General features: G+C 73.2%; 18 protein-coding genes. 1 reads left to right on the top strand and 17 read right to left on the bottom strand.

All coding sequences use genetic code 11. The annotated features are described in order from the left end of the window. Positions 1-4 precede the first annotated feature (4 nt). The 5 genes from FRZ03_RS26670 to FRZ03_RS26650 all read right to left on the bottom strand — a co-directional run bounded on the left by FRZ03_RS26670 (position 5) and on the right by FRZ03_RS26650 (position 3,438). The gene (locus tag FRZ03_RS26670; RefSeq protein WP_146467682.1) at positions 5-514 is read right to left on the bottom strand and encodes a hypothetical protein; all 510 of its coding nucleotides are present in this window, start codon (positions 512-514) and stop codon (positions 5-7) included. A 5-nt stretch (positions 515-519) separates the two neighbouring features. Continuing rightward, complete coding sequence (locus FRZ03_RS26665) at positions 520-1,029, bottom strand: nuclear transport factor 2 family protein (RefSeq protein ID WP_146467681.1); 510 nt, start codon at positions 1,027-1,029, stop codon at positions 520-522. Between the two features lie 47 nt (positions 1,030-1,076). Next, positions 1,077-2,030: a GTPase Era gene (era, locus tag FRZ03_RS26660; protein ID WP_186785623.1), complete on the bottom strand. Its 954-nt coding sequence runs from the start codon at positions 2,028-2,030 to the stop codon at positions 1,077-1,079. A 137-nt stretch (positions 2,031-2,167) separates the two neighbouring features. Continuing rightward, positions 2,168-2,521: a cytidine/deoxycytidylate deaminase family protein gene (locus tag FRZ03_RS26655; protein ID WP_146467679.1), complete on the bottom strand. Its 354-nt coding sequence runs from the start codon at positions 2,519-2,521 to the stop codon at positions 2,168-2,170. Positions 2,522-2,559: 38 nt separating this feature from the next. After that, on the bottom strand, positions 2,560-3,438 hold the full coding sequence (locus tag FRZ03_RS26650; RefSeq protein ID WP_146467678.1) for a helix-turn-helix transcriptional regulator: 879 nt from the start codon (positions 3,436-3,438) through the stop codon (positions 2,560-2,562). 95 nt (positions 3,439-3,533) lie between these two features. Between FRZ03_RS26650 and FRZ03_RS26645 the strand changes: the two genes are divergently transcribed. Then, positions 3,534-4,988, top strand: a complete 1,455-nt coding sequence (locus FRZ03_RS26645) for an MFS transporter (protein WP_146467677.1) — start codon at positions 3,534-3,536, stop codon at positions 4,986-4,988. On the opposite strand, the gene FRZ03_RS26640 is transcribed toward FRZ03_RS26645, so the two are convergent. The 12 genes from FRZ03_RS26640 to FRZ03_RS26585 form a co-directional block, all read right to left on the bottom strand. After that, positions 4,973-5,992 (bottom strand): S66 family peptidase, encoded by a 1,020-nt coding sequence (locus FRZ03_RS26640; RefSeq protein WP_146467676.1) that lies wholly within the window; start codon positions 5,990-5,992, stop codon positions 4,973-4,975. The genes FRZ03_RS26645 and FRZ03_RS26640 overlap by 16 nt on opposite strands. Positions 5,993-6,032: 40 nt before the next feature. Beyond that, positions 6,033-6,392, bottom strand: a complete 360-nt coding sequence (locus FRZ03_RS26635) for an MmcQ/YjbR family DNA-binding protein (RefSeq protein WP_146467675.1) — start codon at positions 6,390-6,392, stop codon at positions 6,033-6,035. Beyond that, positions 6,389-7,684, bottom strand: coding sequence for a hemolysin family protein (locus FRZ03_RS26630; RefSeq protein WP_146467674.1), 1,296 nt, complete (start codon positions 7,682-7,684; stop codon positions 6,389-6,391). The genes FRZ03_RS26635 and FRZ03_RS26630 overlap by 4 nt, the downstream gene beginning before the upstream one ends. Positions 7,685-7,693: 9 nt before the next feature. Further along, on the bottom strand, positions 7,694-8,191 hold the full coding sequence (ybeY, locus tag FRZ03_RS26625; RefSeq protein ID WP_146467673.1) for an rRNA maturation RNase YbeY: 498 nt from the start codon (positions 8,189-8,191) through the stop codon (positions 7,694-7,696). 12 nt (positions 8,192-8,203) lie between these two features. Further along, positions 8,204-9,283, bottom strand: coding sequence for a PhoH family protein (locus FRZ03_RS26620; RefSeq protein ID WP_146467672.1), 1,080 nt, complete (start codon positions 9,281-9,283; stop codon positions 8,204-8,206). A gap of 154 nt (positions 9,284-9,437) precedes the next feature. After that, entirely contained in the window at positions 9,438-10,580 is a 1,143-nt protein-coding gene (locus FRZ03_RS26615; RefSeq protein WP_146467671.1) for a carbohydrate kinase family protein, read from the bottom strand. Positions 10,581-10,844: 264 nt separating this feature from the next. Further along, positions 10,845-11,834 carry an adenosine deaminase gene (locus FRZ03_RS26610; protein ID WP_146467670.1) on the bottom strand — a complete coding sequence of 330 codons (990 nt, stop codon included), beginning with the start codon at positions 11,832-11,834 and terminating at the stop codon, positions 10,845-10,847. Positions 11,835-11,854: 20 nt separating this feature from the next. Then, entirely contained in the window at positions 11,855-12,760 is a 906-nt protein-coding gene (locus tag FRZ03_RS26605; RefSeq protein ID WP_146467669.1) for a ribonuclease Z, read from the bottom strand. A gap of 6 nt (positions 12,761-12,766) precedes the next feature. Beyond that, positions 12,767-13,120: a histidine triad nucleotide-binding protein gene (locus FRZ03_RS26600; RefSeq protein ID WP_146467668.1), complete on the bottom strand. Its 354-nt coding sequence runs from the start codon at positions 13,118-13,120 to the stop codon at positions 12,767-12,769. Between the two features lie 73 nt (positions 13,121-13,193). Further along, the gene (locus FRZ03_RS26595; RefSeq protein ID WP_146467667.1) at positions 13,194-16,403 is read right to left on the bottom strand and encodes a S41 family peptidase; all 3,210 of its coding nucleotides are present in this window, start codon (positions 16,401-16,403) and stop codon (positions 13,194-13,196) included. A gap of 45 nt (positions 16,404-16,448) precedes the next feature. Next, positions 16,449-17,003: a hypothetical protein gene (locus FRZ03_RS26590; RefSeq protein ID WP_146467666.1), complete on the bottom strand. Its 555-nt coding sequence runs from the start codon at positions 17,001-17,003 to the stop codon at positions 16,449-16,451. 81 nt (positions 17,004-17,084) lie between these two features. Then, complete coding sequence (locus FRZ03_RS26585; RefSeq protein WP_146467665.1) at positions 17,085-17,477, bottom strand: VOC family protein; 393 nt, start codon at positions 17,475-17,477, stop codon at positions 17,085-17,087. Between the last annotated feature and the right edge of the window lie 17 nt (positions 17,478-17,494).

Below are 17,494 nucleotides of genomic sequence, written 5' to 3'. Positions count from 1 at the left end.
CCGGTCAGCGATAGTCCTCCGGGTGCCCCTGCATCCAGGCGTTGATCTCGTCCCGGACTCCGGTGAGCCGGTCCTGGTGCTTCTTGAGGTTCTCGAAGGAGCGGTCGTCGCCGAGTTCGCGGCGCAGTCCCGCGATCCAGGCGAGGGGCCGCTCGAAGTGCGCGGGGCCCTGGGGGTCCGCCTTCATCGCGGCGTCGAGGCCGTCGAGGTTGTCGCGCACGCGGCCCAGGAAGTACGCGCAGTTCCCGGGAGTGGTGCAGCCGTCGTGGTAGGTGGCCTGGAGTTCGGCGAAGGCGTCGCGGACCTTCTCCGGGCCCGGTGAGGGCGCCGCCGTGTCCGGGGCGGCCGGCTCCTCGGTGGTGGGGACGGGCGCCGGCGTACGCACGGCGCGGGCGGGCGGCGCCGACGCGCTCGGGGCCGTGCCGGTACCGGCGGAGCAGGAGAGCAGCAGTGCCGCCGAGGCCACGACGAGCATGGAGGCACCGAGCGCGCGCCGTGCGCGGGGATACGTCATGCCGCCTACGACTCTCCGGCGGCCTCGCCGGTTGCACCGCCCGCCGCGACGGCGGTGAACTCGTCCGGCAGCCGCGGCGGGGTGCCCTGCGTCCACACCACCCGCAGCGCCGTCGCACAGATCCGCCAGCCGTCGGCCGTCCTCGCCAGTTCCGTGTCGGCGTGGCCGGCGGAGACGAAGACGCCGCCCGCGCCGTCCGCCAGGACGTGGGTGCTCAACTGGGCGCCACGGGCCGTGGCCCGGTCTCCGTCGACCTCGATGACGGCGTTGGTGCCCAGGTGCACGGTACGGTCGAACAGCGCCATGCCCCGCCGGACCCGGGCCAGCAGGGCGTCGCGGCCGTGCACGGTGCCGATGGGCATCTGCGCGGTGACGTCCTCGGTGTGGAACGCGCGCGCCCACTCCTCGTCGAGGACGCCGTCGTCCAGGGAGCGCAGGTAGCGGCCGAGCAGATCGGTGATCTCGGCACGGTCGGTCAGGGTCCGCAGCTGTCGCCGCATCTCTTCGGTGTCCATGCCGGAAGGCTGCTTCCTCAAGCCCGCTCGAGGTCAAGCGGCAGGCGTCAGAAGCCCAGCCTGCGCAGCTGCTTCGGGTCCCGCTGCCAGTCCTTCGCCACCTTGACGTGCAGGTCGAGGAAGACCGGCGTGCCCAGCAGCGCCTCGATCTGCTTGCGGGACTTGATCCCGACGTCCTTGAGCCGCTTGCCCTTCGGCCCGATGATGATGCCCTTCTGGCTGGGGCGCTCGATATAGACGTTCGCGTGGATGTCCAGCAGGGGCCGGTCCGCCGGCCGGTCCTCGCGCGGCAGCATCTCCTCGACGACCACCGCGATGGAGTGCGGCAGCTCGTCGCGCACGCCCTCCAGCGCCGCCTCGCGGATCAGCTCGGCGACCATCACCTGCTCGGGCTCGTCCGTGAGGTCGCCCTCGGGGTAGAGCGCGGGCCCCTCGGGCAGCATCGGGACCAGCAGGTCGGCCAGCAGCTCCACCTGCTTGTCGCCGACCGCCGACACCGGCACGATCTCCGCCCACTCGATGCCCAGCTCCTTGCCCAGCTGGTCGATGGCGATCAGCTGCTCGGCGAGGGTCTTGGAGTCCACGAGGTCGGTCTTGGTGACGACGGCGACCTTGGGCGTCTTCTTGATCCCGGCCAGTTCCTTGGCGATGAACCGGTCGCCGGGCCCGATCTTCTGGTCGGCCGGCAGGCAGAACCCGATCACGTCGACCTCGGCCCACGTGGTGCGCACGACGTCGTTCAGCCGCTCGCCCAGCAGCGTGCGCGGCTTGTGCAGCCCGGGGGTGTCGACCAGGATCAGCTGGGCGTCCGGCCGGTGCACGATGCCCCGCACCGTGTGCCGGGTGGTCTGCGGCCGGTTCGAGGTGATCGCCACCTTCTGCCCGACCAGAGCGTTCGTGAGGGTGGACTTGCCCGCGTTGGGGCGGCCCACGAAGCAGGCGAAGCCGGCGCGGTGGACGGTTTCCGCCGGCTGCTCGGATGACTGGGTGCGAACGCTCATGCCGTTCATTGTCCCTGATCCCGAAGCCCCCGCCGTACCGCGGACATCCGGTGACGCAGCGTCGCCGAGCCGACACGCGGACGCACCGCCCCGACGACCGGCGGGGGCACCAGGAACACCGGTCCCGGTCCGGTGGCTCAGCCCGCGGCGAGGGTGGCCCGCACGGCGCCGTCCGCGCCCGCGAGCAGCACCGGCGTGCCCGCGCCCCCGAGGTCGGCCACCGCGGCCAGGTCCTCGGCCGGCACCGACTCCGCGTCGCCGACCACGGCAGCCGCCTCCAGCGAGGCCGCCCCGGACGCCACCGCCATGGCGACGGCGGTGCGCAGCGCGCTGAGCTTCAGGGAGGCCAGGTCCACCGTCCCGGCGACGTAGGTGCGCCCGGTGTCGTCCCGTACGGCCGCGCCCTCGGGCACACCGTTGCGGGCCCGCGCGGAACGGGCCAGGGTCACGATCTTGCGGTCCTCGGGGTCAAGCGCGCTGCTCTCGGTCATGCCCCGAGCATACGAAGCCGTACCACGGCGTACGACGCTCACCCCGCCACGGGGTACATCGCGCCCCGCCGGCCCTCCGGGGAGGCCAGCCACTCCAGCTTCTCCGCGGTGTTCGCCTCGTCCAGCGGGGCGTGCAACACGATCATCAGATCGGGCCGGGCGGGGACCTTCAGCACCGTCGACTCCACGACCAGCAGCCCGGCCAGCGGGTGCGAGAGCTCCTTGCGCACCTGCCCCTGGTCCTCGATGTCCCGCTCGGCCCACAGCGCCGCGAACTCCTCGCTGGCGGCCCTCGCCCGCGCGAGCACCTCCCGGAAGCCCTCGTCCTCGGGGCGCGCCGCGCACGCGGCCCGGAACTGCGCCACGACGGTGCGCGCGTTGCGCTCCCAGCTGTGGCTGCGCTCCCGGTAGAGCGGGTCGGTGAAGAAGTCGAGCAGGCAGTTCTGGGTGATGCCGGGGCGCATGCCGAGCACGATCGCGGCCGCGTCGTTGTACACCACGCAGTTGTAGTAGAGGTCCATGATGTGCGCCGGGTACGGCATCCAGGTGTCGATCAGCCTGCGCAGGCCGTCGCACATGTCCCGCTTGCCGGGCGCCACTTGGGGCGCGGGCGGGTTCATCCCGGCCAGCAGGTACAGATGCCGCCGCTCGGCGTCGCTGAGCCGCAGCACCCGGGCGACCGCGTCCAGCACCTGCGGCGAGACGGAGATCTCCCGCCCCTGCTCCAGCCACTGGTACCAGGAGGCGCCCACCCCGGCGAGCACCGCGACCTCCTCCCGGCGCAGTCCGGGCGTACGGCGCCTGCCGCCGCCGGCCGGGAGCCCGGCCTCCTCGGGACTGACCCGGGCGCGCCGGCTCATCAGGAACTCCCGCAGTTCGTCACGCCGGTGACTGCGCGTCGCCTCAGCAGCGGGCATCGAGCGCCCCTCCCCCGTCGGTGCTGTCTGGTGGTGCCACCACCACCATAAGTTGCGACTCCCCACCGGTATTCCGCCCGGCCGAAGCTCTTGCCATGGCGATCGACACCACCACCAAGACCTCCCCCGCGACGGCCACCCCACCCGGCGTCCCCCGGCTGTCGACGCGTGACAAGCTCGTCCTGTTCGTGCTGTGCGCGGCCCAGTTCATGGTCGCGCTGGACTTCTCCGTACTCAACGTGGCGCTGCCCGACCTCGGCCGCGACCTCGGCATGAGCCAGTCCGCGCTCCAGTGGGCCGTCACCGCGTTCGCGCTGCCCTCCGGCGGCTTCCTGCTGCTGTTCGGACGCGTCGGCGACCTGTTCGGGCGCCGCGGACTGTTCCTGGCCGGCCTGGCCCTGTTCGGCGCGGCCTCGCTGCTGTCCACCCTCGCCTGGGACCCGGCCTCCTTCCTCGCCGGGCGCGCCCTCCAGGGGATCGGCGCGGCGGCGATCGTACCGACCGGCATGTCCCTGCTGACCACCACCTTCCCGGAGGGCCCGGCCCGCGACCGCGCCCTCGGCATCTCCGGCACCCTGCTGTCGCTGGGCTTCACCATCGGCATGGTCGCGGGCGGCACCCTCACCGACGCCTTCGGCTGGCGCTCCACGATGGCCCTGCTGACGGTCTTCGCGCTGATCGTGCTGCCGTCGGCGCCGGGCCTGCTGCCGAAGTCCCTCCCGCACGGCCCGCACGGCGTCACGGGCGCCCCCGCCCCGGAGCGCCCGCGCCTGGACGTGCCCGGCGCGGTCACCGTCACCACCGGCCTGCTGTCCCTGATCTACGCCCTGTCCACGGCCGCCGACCACGGCTTCGGGCGCGCCGACGTCATCACGGCCCTGATCGCCGGTGCGGTGCTGATGACCGCGTTCGCGATCGTGGAGTCCCGCTCGGCCGCGCCCCTGGTCTCGCTGCCGATGCTGCGCCGGCGCACGGTGGCGTGGGGCAACCTGGGCGGTCTGGTCACCTTCTCGATGATGTCCACCATCGTCTTCGTCCTGACCCTGTACCTCCAGGAGATCCTGCATCTGTCCGCCTTCGAGACCGGTCTGGTCTTCGGCGTCCAGGGCCTGCTGTCCGTCGTGGCCGGCACGCTCGCGCCGAAGGTCATCGGCCGCCTCGGCGCCCGCCGCACCCTGGTCTGCTCACTGACCGGCCAGGGCGCCCTGATCGCGACCCTGCTCCTGCTGGACACCCACGGCTGGTCGGCATGGCTCGCCACCGCCGCGGTCGCCCTGGCCAGCATGTGCCACCTGGGCGCGATCATCTCCTACGGCCTGACGGTCACCTCGGGCGTCCCGGACGAGGAACAGGGCCTGGCCACCGGCCTGGTGACCTCCACCCAGCAGGTCGGCATCACGATCGGCATCCCGCTGCTGGGCGTACTGGCCACCACCTCCGGCGACCTGCTGTCCGGCGTGCACACCGTGGTCGCCCTGGACGCGGCGATCGTCCTCGCCGCCGCGGCGCTGATCGGGCTGGGGCTGCGCCGCGGTCAGTCCAGGGTCTGAACGACCTCGCTGCGCGCGGCCGTGTGACGGACACGGCCGCGCGCGCCGTTGACCAACGGAAGGTACGGCGCCACGTGCCCGCACTCGACGTCGGCGACGATGGGCACGCCCAGCGGCCCGAGGGCGTCGAGGACGGCCTCGTCCTGGGTGAGGGTCGGCGCGTCGGGGGCGCGGGTGCGGCCGACGAGGACGGCGGCGGCGCGGTCGAAGAACCCGGCGAGGCGCATGCCGTGCAGATGGCGGGCGATGACGAGCGCGTCGTCCTCGCAGGCCTCGACGTAGACGAGCAGCGGTTCGTCGGCCGCGAAGCGCGCCGTGTCGAGGTAGCGGCTGCCGGCGAGCGGGGCGACGGTCTCGATGCAGCCGCCGATCAGCCGTCCCTCGACGTCCACGTCACCGTCGCCGTCGAGCCGCCGCCAGCCGCCCTTGCCCTCCAGGGGCAGTTCGCGCATCCCGGGGTCGCCGACCCAGTCGGGCCGGCCGCCGGCGTAGTGCCGGCCGGGCGGGGTCTGGGCGAACGGCCCGCCCTGGGGCGCGGCCACGATGTCCAGCCAGGACAGCAGCCCCTCGGGCGTCCGGTACGGGGTCTCCATGAGGCAGTTGCCGTGCACGGTCGCCATCCCGGTCAGCAGGGTCAGCGGGGCGAGCACGGTCGACATGTCCGAGTAGCCGACGAGCCAGGTGGGTTCGGCCCGGCCGATCGCCTCGAAGTCCAGGTGGGGCATGAGGTCGATCGCCGTCTCGCCGCCCCACGGGGGCACCACGGCCCGGACGGCGGGGTCGGTCAGCATCCCGGTCAGCTCGGCGGCGCGTTCGGCGGCCGGGGCGCTGATGTGGGTGGCGCCGTCCATGCACCGGCCGACGACCACCTCGTAGCCGTGCGCCTCGATCACCTTGATGGCGGCGTCGAGGCGCGCCCTGAGGGGGCCGGCCACGCCCGAGGACGGAGAGGTCACACCGACACGGTCACCGGGGCGCAGGGGGCGCGGGTAGCGAATGGTCATACGGAATGCTCCCGGAGAACGACCGCCCCGGACAACGGGATTACGGCCGGTCCAGCCGCAGCCGCTCCGCCCTCGGCAGTCCCGCCACGACGAGGTCGTAGGAGTCCTCGACCAGCTCCCGCAGCAGCCGGTCCGGCAGGGGGCCGTCGGCGGTGACGGTGTTCCAGTGGCGCTTGTTCATGTGCCAGCCGGGGACGATCAGGCCCTCGTGGTCGGCGCGCAGCCGCACCGCGTCCTCCGGGTCGCACTTGAGGTTGACCGTCAGGGGCCGCGCGCCCAGGTTCGTCAGGGCGAACATCTTGCCCAGCACCTTGAAGACGGAGGTCTGCGTGTCGAACGGGAAGTCCTCCACCGCCGCGTTGAAGGACAGGCAGAAGGCGCGCAGCTCTCCGGGGGTCACTCGGGCTTCTCCTCCTCGTCGGCCCCGGCGGGTTCCACCAGGACCGTGACGATCTTGTTCCGGCGTCCGGCCGACGCCTCCGCGGTCAGCTTCAGCCGCCGCTCGTCGGGGAGTTCGACCTGTGCGGACGCGCCCGCGATGGGCACCCGGCCGAGGGCCTTGGCGAGCAGTCCGCCGACGGTCTCCACGTCCTCGTCGTCGTACTCCTCCAGGCCGTACAGCTCGCCGAGGTCGGTGATGTCGAGGCGGGCGGTGACCCGGTAGCGGTCGTCGCCGAGGTCGACGACGGGCGGGAGTTCCCGGTCGTACTCGTCGGTGATCTCGCCGACGATCTCCTCCAGGATGTCCTCGATGGTGACGATGCCCGCGGTGCCGCCGTACTCGTCGATGACGACGGCGACGTGGTTGCGTTCCTTCTGCATCTCGCGCAGCAGGTCGCCGGCGTTCTTGGTGTCGGGCACGAACACGGCGGGGCGCATCGCGGTGGACACCAGGTCGCTCTCCGCCTCCCTGCTGATGTGCGTCTTGCGGACCAGGTCCTTCAGATACACGATCCCGACGATGTCGTCCTCGCTCTCGCCGGTCACCGGGATGCGGGAGAACCCGGAGCGCAGGGCGAGGGTGAGGGCCTGCCGGATGGTCTTGAACCGCTCGATGGTCACCAGATCGGTGCGCGGCACCATGACCTCGCGCACCAGGGTGTCGCCCAGCTCGAAGACGGAGTGCACCATACGGCGCTCCTCGTCCTCGATCAGCGACTCCTTCTCGGCGAGGTCGACCAGCGCGCGCAGCTCCGCCTCGGAGGCGAACGGGCCGCGCCGGAAGCCCTTGCCGGGGGTCAGCGCGTTGCCGATGAGGATCAGCAGCGACGGGATCGGGCCCATCACCCGGGCCAGCGGCACCAGGACGTACGCGGCGGCGGTCGCGGTGTTCAGCGAGTGCTGGCGGCCGATGGTGCGCGGCGAGACGCCGACGGCGACGTACGACACCAGGACCATCACGGCGATGGCGACCAGCAGGGCCTGCCAGGTGGCCGCGAAGGCCGCGAGGCAGGCGTAGGTGACCAGGGCCGCGGCCGCCATCTCGCAGGCGACGCGGACCAGCAGGGCCACGTTCAGGTAGCGGGTGGGGTCGGCGGCGACCTGCGCCAGCTTGGCGCCGCCGCGCCGCCCGGACTTCACGGCCTCCTCCGCCCGGAAGCTGGAGACGCGGGCGAGGCCCGCCTCCGCGCAGGCGGCGAGCCAGGCGACGACGACCAGCGCGACCGCGCCGATCACGATCTGCGGGGACATACGGCTCGCTTACGAGACGGTCGGCGCCGGGGACGGCCCGGTCAGGCCCTGCTCGGCCCGCCAGCCGTCCACGATGGCGGCCTGGAGCCCGAACATCTCGGCCTTCTCGTCGGGCTCCTCGTGGTCGTAGCCGAGCAGGTGCAGCACACCGTGGACGGTGAGCAGCTGGAGCTCCTCGTCCATGGAGTGCTTGGTGGGCGCGTCGGCCCCCTGCTTGGCGGCGACCTCCGGGCACAGCACGATGTCGCCGAGCAGCCCCTGCGGCGGCTCGTCGTCGTCCTTGCCCGGCGGACGCAGCTCGTCCATCGGGAAGGACATGACATCGGTGGGCCCGGGCAGGTCCATCCACTGGATGTGCAGCTGCTCCATGGCGTCGGCGTCCACGACGATCACCGAGAGCTCGGAGAGCGGGTGGATGCGCATCCGCGCGAGCGCGTAGCGGGCGATGTCGAGGATCGCCTGCTCGTCGACCTCGGTGCCGGATTCGTTGTTGACGTCGATCGACATGCTCGTGCCGGTCTACTTCCCCTGGGTGCCCTTGGCGCCGGTCCTGCCACGGCCGCCCTTGGGGGTGCCGTTCTCGGTGCCGTTCTTGCTGTCGTACTTCTCGTACGCGTCGACAATACGGCCCACCAGCTTGTGCCGGACGACATCGTGGGACGACAGCCGGGAGAAGTGGACGTCCTCGACGCCCTCCAGGATCTCCTGCACCTGCCGCAGACCCGACTTCTGCCCGTTCGGCAGGTCGACCTGCGTCACGTCACCCGTGATCACGATCTTCGAGTCGAAGCCGAGCCGGGTGAGGAACATCTTCATCTGCTCGGGGCTCGTGTTCTGGGCCTCGTCCAGGATGATGAAGGCGTCGTTGAGCGTGCGTCCGCGCATGTACGCCAGCGGCGCGACCTCGATGGTGCCGGAGGCCATCAGCTTCGGGATGGAGTCCGGGTCGAGCATGTCGTGCAGCGCGTCGTACAGCGGGCGCAGGTACGGGTCGATCTTCTCGTAGAGCGTGCCGGGCAGGAAGCCGAGCCGCTCGCCCGCCTCGACCGCCGGACGGGTCAGGATGATCCGGTTGACCTGCTTGGACTGGAGGGCCTGCACGGCCTTGGCCATGGCCAGGTAGGTCTTGCCGGTACCGGCGGGGCCGATGCCGAAGACGACGGTGTGCTTGTCGATGGCGTCGACGTAGCGCTTCTGGTTGAGGGTCTTCGGGCGAATGGTGCGGCCACGCGAGGACAGGATGTTCTGCGTCAGCACCTGGGCCGGGGTCTCCGGTCCGTCGCTCGTACCGTTCTCGCTCGCCTTGAGCATGGCGATCGAGCGTTCCACTGCGTCCTCCGTCATCGGCTGCCCGGTGCGGAGCACCAGCATCATCTCGTCGAACACGCGTGAGATCAGGGCGACGTCGACGGGGTCGCCGACCGCGCTGATCTCATTGCCCCGGACGTGGATGTCGGCCGCCGGGAAGGCCCTCTCGATCACGCGCAGGAGGGAGTCACCGGAACCCAGCACGGTCACCATGGGGTGCTGGGCGGGGACGGTGAACTGCGCTCTCGCCTGCTCCTGCGCGGGGGTGTGAGCTGTGGGTGTCTGTGTCATGGGCCGGCGCTGAAGGCCTGCGCTTCCTCCTGATCACGGCCGCACAACGCAGGGCGGCCTCGTCGTCTCAAGGGTACGCCGGACGGCTGACAAGCCCGTAGGACTTTTCTGGCGTGTGCCTTCCGGGCCGGCCGGCCCCCTCCCCGGGGCCCCGTCAGCCGGAGCGGCGGAACCCGATCGTGGGCACCGCCCGCCGCAGCGGCCAGGGCCGGTCCAGTTCCTCGGGCACCAGCCGGTCGAGGAAGGCGTACCGGCGCAGCGCCGCGCGGTCCTGCCCCTCCACGGACTGCACCCGGCGCCACCACGCCCCGATCTCCGACCACCCCGGCGCCGACAGGGACCCCCCGAACTCCTGCACCGACAGCGCCGCCGTCAGCCCCGCGAACGCCAGCCGGTCCGCCAGCGGCCACCCCGCCAGGGACCCGGTCACGAACCCGGCGACGAACACGTCGCCCGCGCCCGTGGGGTCCAGCGCCTCCACCGCGATGGCGGGCACCTCCGCCGCCTCCCCGGTGCGCCGGTCCACCGCGTACGCCCCCTCGGACCCGAGGGTGACCACGGCCACCGGCACGTACTCGGTCAGCGCGTGCGCCGCGAGCCGCGGGCAGTCGGCGCCGGTGTACCGCTTGGCCTCCTCCGCGTTGGGCAGGAACGCCTCGCAGTGCTCCAGGTCGGGCAGCCCGGCGAGGTCCCACGCGCCGGTCTCGTCCCAGCCGACGTCGGCGAAGATCCGGGTGCCCTCCCGCGCGGCCTGCGCGATCCACGGCGCCCGCCGCCCCGGGGTGAGCGAGGCGACGGCGGCCCGGGCGCGCGGCGGGCAGTCGGGGGCCGGCTCCTCCGGCGGCGGCTCGTGCCCGTGCGAGACCATGGTCCGCTCGCCCTCGTACGCCATGGAGACCGTCACCGGCGAGTGCCATCCGGGCACCGTGCGCGACGCGGCGAGGTCGATGCCCTCGCCCTGGGCCAGCGCGTCCCAGCAGTACTCCCCGTAGTGGTCGTCCCCGAAGGCCGCGGCGAGCGAGGTGCGCAGCCCGAGGCGGGCCAGGGCGCTGGCCATGTTGGCGACGCCGCCGGGGCTGGAGCCCATGCCGCGGGCCCAGGACTCGGTGCCGCGCACGGGCGCCGAGTCCAGGCCGGTGAAGATGATGTCGAGGAAGACGGTGCCCGTGAGGTAGACGTCCCAGGGCGGGTCGCCGGGCTCGCGCAGCGCGGCGAGCGGATCGACCTGGGCCTGCCTGCGTCCGGCCTGGGTGAGGTGTTCGGGTTCCTCTCCGGTGAGGGTGTGCGACGAGGTCACGGTGCGCTCCCTGACGTGTGCGGATCTGGCCAGTGTGCACCACGGCGGGCGTCGCGCACGGGCATACGGCCGGGTCCGCGCACGGCAAGAGCCCCACCCCGCACACAGCGGGATGGGGCTCGTTCGAGCGCCGGGCAGGCCTTGCACCTGCATCTCCCCACAGGAAGTGGGGCGTCTTTCCTTGGACCACCAACGCATTGCCGGGCTCCGGGAGTTGCCCCGGCGACCTCGACATGATCAAGCATATCCCATGCCGGGGACCGCTCAGAACACGTAGTCCGCGACCTCGGCGAGACAGTGGGCGCGGCGCTCCTCGTCGTCCTCCAGGAAGGAGGCGAGGAAGGAGTTGCGGGCCAGTTCGCGCAGCCGGTCCTCGCCCAGGCCCAGGGTCTCGTCCACGGCCCGGAAGTTGTCGTCGGCGTACCCGCCGAAGTAGGCCGGGTCGTCGGAGTTGACCGTGCACAGCAGCCCGGCGTCCAGCATGGCCGGCAGCGGGTGGTCGGCCAGGTTGTCCACGGCGCGCAGCCGGACGTTGGACAGCGGGCACAGGGTGAGCGGAATCCGCTCCCGCACCAGCCGCTCCACCAGCGCCGGGTCCTCCATGCAGCGCAGCCCGTGGTCGACGCGCTCGACGCCGAGCACGTCCAGGGCCTCGGTGATGTACTCCGGCGGCCCCTCCTCGCCGGCGTGCGCCACCCGGCGCAGCCCGAGCGCGGCGGCGGCCTCGTACACCTCGCGGAACTTCACCGGCGGGTGCCCGACCTCGGCGGAGTCCAGGCCGATGCCGGTGATCCGGTCCAGGTACGGCCGCGCGGCCCGCAGGGTCTCCAGCGCGGACTCGGCCGACTCGTCGCGCAGGAAACACAGGATCAGCCGGGTGGAGACACCGTGGTTCTCCTCGCTGCGGCCGAGCGCCCGCCACAGCCCCTCCACGACCGTGCCCATGGTCAGGCCGCGGGCGAGGTGGGCCTGCGGGTCGAAGAAGATCTCCGCGTGCCGCACGCCCTGCGCGGCGGCACGGGCCAGATAGGCGTTGGCCAGGTCCTCGAAGTCGCGCTCGGTGCGCAGCACGGCCATCAGCTCGTAGTACAGGTTCAGGAACGACTGGAGGTCCTGGAACCGGTACGCCTCGCGCAGCTCGTCGGTGTCGGCGTACGCCAGCTCCACGCCGTTGCGGGCGGCCAGCTCGAAGGCCAGCTCCGGCTCCAGCGTGCCTTCGATGTGGAGGTGCAGTTCTGCTTTCGGGAGGGGCATCCGAGCATGGTACGGGCCCTTCACCGTCGTTTCGGAACCGGCACTCGCTGGAGGTCGTACGCCACGGTCAGCTCCCCCGCGAAGCCGGCGGCCCGCGCCTGCCGCTCGAACTCCTCCGGCTCCGGGTAGCGCTGGCTGAAGTGGGTGAGCACCAGGTGCCGCACCCCCGCGTCGCGCGCCGCGGCCGCGGCCTGACCGGCCGTCAGGTGCCCGTGCTCCACGGCCAGTCGCTCGTCCTCGTCCAGGAAGGTGGACTCGATGACGAGCAGGTCGCAGCCCTCGGCGAGCGCGTGCACGCCCTCGCAGAGCCGGGTGTCCATGACGAACGCGAACCGCTGTCCGCGCCGTACCTCGCTGACCTGCTCCAGTGTCACGTCCCCGAGCCGTCCCTCGCGCTGGAGCACGCCCACGTCCGGGCCCTTGATCCCGTGCGCGGCGAGCCGCTCGGGCAGCATCCGGCGCCCGTCGGGCTCGGTCAGCCGGTAGCCGTAGGACTCCACCGGGTGCGACAGCTTCCGGGCTTCCAGGGTGTACGAGGGCGTCACCGCGAGGGTGCCGTCGGCGGCCACCGGGGCCTCGGTGAGGCGGACCGTCTCCCGGTAGGCGGTGGCGTACCGCAGCCGGTCGAAGAAGCGCTGCCCGGAGGCCGGATAGTGCGCGGTGACCTCGTGCGGCACCTGGTCCAGGTTGATCCGCTGGATGACCCCGGCGAGGCCGAGGGAGTGGTCGCCGTGGAAGTGGGTGACGCAGAGGCGGTTCAGGTCGTGGGCGGCGACCCCGGCGCGCAGCATCTGCCGCTGGGTGCCCTCGCCGGGGTCGAACAGGATGCCCTCGCCGTCCCAGCGCAGCAGATAGCCGTTGTGGTTGCGGTGCCGGGTCGGGACCTGGCTGGCGGTGCCGAGCACCACCAGTTCACGGACGGACACGGCTGTCTATCCGGGCGGCCACTGCAGACCACGGCCGCCGAGGACGTGCGCGTGGGCGTGCCAGACGGTCTGGCCGGCGCCGCTGCCGGTGTTGAAGACGAGGCGGTAGCTGTCGAGCTTCTCCTCGTCGGCCACGGCCTTGGTCTCGCGCAGCACGTCGGCGGCGATCTCCGGGGCGCCCGCGGCGAGTTCGGCGGCGTTCGCGTAGTGGGCCTTGGGGATCACCAGGACATGGGTGGGCGCCTGGGGGTTTATGTCCCGGAAGGCGACGGTGGTGTCCGTCTCGCGGACGATGGTCGCCGGGACGCGACCCGCGACGATCTCGCAGAACAGGCAGTCGTCTTGCGGTTCTCCGGGCATGCGCCGCTCCTCTGTGCCGGTGATCGTTACGGGGGCATGGTAGTCGTTCGGGTGACGCGCGCGGGGTGGCCGGTCAGTCGGGCAGGGCCGGCGGTGTCTTCGCGGGCGAGGCCGCCAGCGCCTGGAGCGCCAGCCTTATCGCCTCGTCCAGCTGGGTGTCCGTGTCCCGCGCCCAGTCCTGGGGGCGCTGGACGACCTCCACGTCCGGGTCCACGCCGTGGTTCTCCATGTTCCAGCCCTGGCCCTCCAGCCAGGTGGCGTACTTGGGCTGGGTGACCAGGGTGCCGTCGACCAGGCGGTAGCGGCTGTCGACGCCGATGACACCGCCCCAGGTGCGGGTGCCGACGACCGGGCCGATGCCGAGGGCCTTGATCGCGCCGTTGACGATGTCGCCGTCGGAGCCGGAGAACTCGTTGGCGACGGCGACGACGGGGCCGCGCGGGGCGTCGCTCGGGTAGCTCTCGGGGCGCATGCCGCGGGGCAGGTCCCAGCCGATGATCCGGCGGGCCAGCTTCTCCACGACGAGCTGGGAGGTGTGGCCGCCCCGGTTCCCGCGCACGTCCACGATCAGGCCCTCGCGGGCGACCTCGACGCGCAGGTCGCGGTGGAGCTGGGCCCAGCCGGGCGCCTGCATGTCGGGCACGTGGAGGTAGCCGAGGCGGCCGGCGGACCGCTCGTGGACGTGGGCGCGGCGCCCGGCGACCCAGGCGTGGTAGCGCAGCGGCTCCTCGTCGGCGAGCGGGACCACGACGACGTGGCGGGCCTCGCCGCCGCCGGAGGGGGAGACGGTGAGTTCCACGGGGCGCCCGGCCGTGCCGGTCAGCAGCGGGCCGGGGCCGGTCACCGGATCGACCGGGCGGCCGGCGACGGCGAGGATCGCGTCGCCGGGGCGTACGGCGACGCCGGGCGCGGCGAGCGGGCTGCGCGCGCCGGGGTCGGAGGTCTCGCCGGGCAGGATGCGGTCGACGCGCCAGCTGCCGTCCTCGTGGCGGGAGATGTCGGCGCCGAGCAGGCCCTGGCGGGGGCCGCCGCCGTAGCCGCCGCGCGGGATGACGTAGGCGTGCGAGGTGCCGAGTTCGCCGTGCACCTCCCACAGGAGGTCCACCAGGTCGTCGTGGGTGGCGAGGCGGTCGAGGACGGGGCGGTAGCGGTCGAGGACGCCGTCCCAGTCGACGCCGCCCATGTCGGGCCGCCAGAAGTTGTCCCGCATGATGCGGCCCGTCTCCTCGTACATCTGCCGCCACTCCGCGGCGGGGTCGATCGTCTGCCGGATGCGGCCGAGGTCGACGGTGATGTTCGAGTCGCTGTCCTCGTCGGCGGAGGCGCGCCGGTCGCTGGGGACGACCTTCAGCTTGCCGTCGGTCCACAGCAGCACCCGCTTGCCGTCGCCGCTGACCTCGATCCGGTCGGCGTCGGCGGCCAGGTGCTCCAGGCGCTGCTGGACGAGGTCGTAGCGCTCCAGCTCGGTGTGCGGGTCGGGGTCGTCCGGGGTGGCGCGGGAGACGCCGAGGACGCCGCGCAGCGGGTGCCGCAGCCAGAGCACGCCGTCCTTGGCGGCGCGCAGGTGGGAGTAGCGGGCGGTCTCCACCGGGAAGGGCACGATGCGGTCGGCGAGCCCGTCGAGGTCGATCCGGGTGGTGGGCACGCCCTCGCTGTCCGGGGTCTCCTCCTTGTCGGAGGTCTCGAAGGGGCGGCCGTGGCGCTGCGGTCCGAACGGGGACGGGGCGGTGGCGGCGAGCGTGATCAGGTAGGGGCGGGTGCCCTCCACGAAGGCCAGGTCGAAGGCGTGTTCGTCGTAGACCGGGTCGAAGGAGCGGTTGGAGAGGAAGGCGAGGTGCCTGCCGTCGAGGGTGAAGGCGGGCGCGTGGTCCTGGAAGCGCAGCGGGGTGGCCTCGCTGACGGTCAGGTCGGTGGTGTGGGCGAGGCGCAGCTGGCTCAGCGGGCGCGGGCCGGGGTGGCTCCAGGCGAGCCAGGCGGAGTCGGGCGAGAAGGTGAGGTCGCGGACGTCGCCGTCCTCGCTGCGGTCGACCTCGCGGACGTCGCCGGTCTCCCGTTCGACCAGCAGCAGCCGGCCGTCGTGGGAGGCGACGGCGGCGCGGCTGCCGTCGGGCGCCATGGCGAGCGAGAGGACCCGGCCGAGCCGTCCGGCGGCCAGCCGGCGCGGGGTGGCGCCGAGGGCGAGGCCGGTGGCGGGCGCGAACTCCAGGGCGTCCTCGCCCTCCGCGTCGGTCACCCACACCACCCACTCCTCGCCGTCGGCGCGGAAGGTGCGGGGCAGCCGGGCGCGGACGCCGGGTTCGGCGGCGAGGGCGCGCACCGGGCCGGCGCGGTGGGTGACCCAGTGGACGGTGCCGCGCAGGGCGACCGCGCTGCCGCGGGCGGTGTGGTCGGGCGCGGCCGAGCCGAACCAGCGGGAGGTGCCCACCTGGAAGGGCTGGAGGTCCACGCGGGGGCCGCCGAGGCGGATGTCCAGGGGGCGCGGGTCGGCGCCGTCGAGGTCGTCGAGCAGCCAGAGCCGGCCGGCGCTGGAGTAGACGACGCGGGTGCCGTCGGTGGTGGCGTGGCGGGCGTAGAAGCCGCCGAGCGGCGAGTGGCGGCGCAGGTCGGAGCCGTCGGCACGGGAGGAGTACAGGGCGCCGGTGCCCTCGTGGTCGCTGAGGAAGGCGATGCGGTCGCCGACCCAGCCGGGGTGCTCGATGTTCCCGTCCAGCTCCTCGTGCAGCCGGACGAACTCGCCGCTCCCCTCCCGGTCGATCCACAACTTGCCCGCGGTGCCGCCCCGGTAGCGCTTCCACCAGGCGGCCTCGCGGCCCATGGGGGCGGACAGCAGCACGGTGTGCGGGCCGTACGCGACGTCGCCGACGGGGCCGTACGGCAGGGTGGCCGCGGGTCCGCCGTCGAGCGGGACGGCGCGGGCCCAGGTGCGGCGCAGGCTGGGCTGGCCGGCGGTGCTCAGGGCGAGGACCTGCCCCTCGGGGGTCCAGCCGCGCACCTGGGTCCTCGGACTGCCCCAGTACGTCAGGCGTTCGGCGGGTCCGCCGGCGACGGGGGCGATGTGCACCTCGGGGGCGCCGTCGCGGGTGGAGGTCCAGGCGAGGGTGGTGCCGTCGGGCGAGATGCGGGGGTGGTCCACGGGCACGTTGTCCGCACTGGCCCGCCAGGCGCGGCCCCCGTCGAGGGGGGCCAGCCAGACGTCGTCCTCGGCGACGAAGGTCACCAAGTCGCCGTGCAGGTGCGGGAATCGGAGGTAGCCGGAGGTTCCTGTCGAAGCGCCCTGAGTCACCCCGTCACCATACGCAGCGCACGCCGTCCACGGGTCCTTTTCCGATCACTTGCCCTGGGCCGGCGGGCAGGCGGGATCGCCCGTGCACCAGACGGTGCGGGTGACGGTGACCGTCACGACGGGGCGGGGGACGGCGGGTGCACGAGCGGCGGGGGCGCGCCCGGACGGCCGGTACGCCGGGCCGGGGGTGGCGCCGCAGTCGCCGAGCCCGCTGACGTGGAACACCTGTCTGCCGCCCACCCTGGCCCGCAGGTCCCCGCGCACGCAGACCCCGTCGACGGCCCTGGTCACCTCTCCGTTGACGGTGATCCTCCGGCGGTCCCTGGTCTCGCCCTGGCAGTCGACGGCGACCACGGCGCTCGCGCCCGGCGCGGACGCCGCCACGGTACCGCCGCCCCGGTCACCGCCGCAGGTCAGCCAGCCGACGTCCACGTGCTGCCGGGTCAGTTCCGCGGTCGCCGTGCCGTCGGTGGTGTAGGCGACGGTCGCCGGCCCGAGCTGATCGGGCTCGCAGGCCACCAGGACGCCCGCGCCCGCGAGCACGAGCCCGGCGACGCCAACCGCCCGGCACCGGGCCCGAATCCACAGGAATGCCCCCATGCACGGCAGAGTGCCACCGCGGCCGGCCGCACGGGAAGCCCGCACGGCGCCACTCACCCGTTCGGCGGCCCGGCCCGGGTGTCAGCCGCGCAGCAGCAGCCACTCCTGGAGTTCGACCAGGTTGTCCTCGGGGTCCTTGAGGTGGGCCACGCGCATGCGGTCGGTCATCGGGGCGGGCCCGTGCAGGAGGGCGGCGCCCCGGGAGACGAGGCCGGCGCAGTAGGCGTCGAGGTCGTCCACCCGCAGGACCACCAGGGAGCGGTGGCCCGTCGTGGAGCCGGCCAGTTCGGGCAGGACGTCGGCCATCATGGCGCGGTCCTGAAGGGCGATGCCGGCCGAGCCGGTGTGCGGGCTGAACTTCTCGTACGGCCCCTCGGACGCGCCGGACTGCGGCGTGAGGCCGAGGACGTCCGCGTAGAAGCGGTAGCAGGCGGCGAAGTCGGTGACCAGCAGGCGTACTTGGGCGAGTTCCACGGGGTCTCCCAGGTGAG

The organism is Streptomyces misionensis (assembly GCF_007896895.1).
Classification (GTDB): Bacteria; Actinomycetota; Actinomycetes; order Streptomycetales; family Streptomycetaceae; genus Streptomyces; species Streptomyces misionensis_A.
This window is presented reverse-complemented; position numbering and strand designations above follow the sequence as displayed.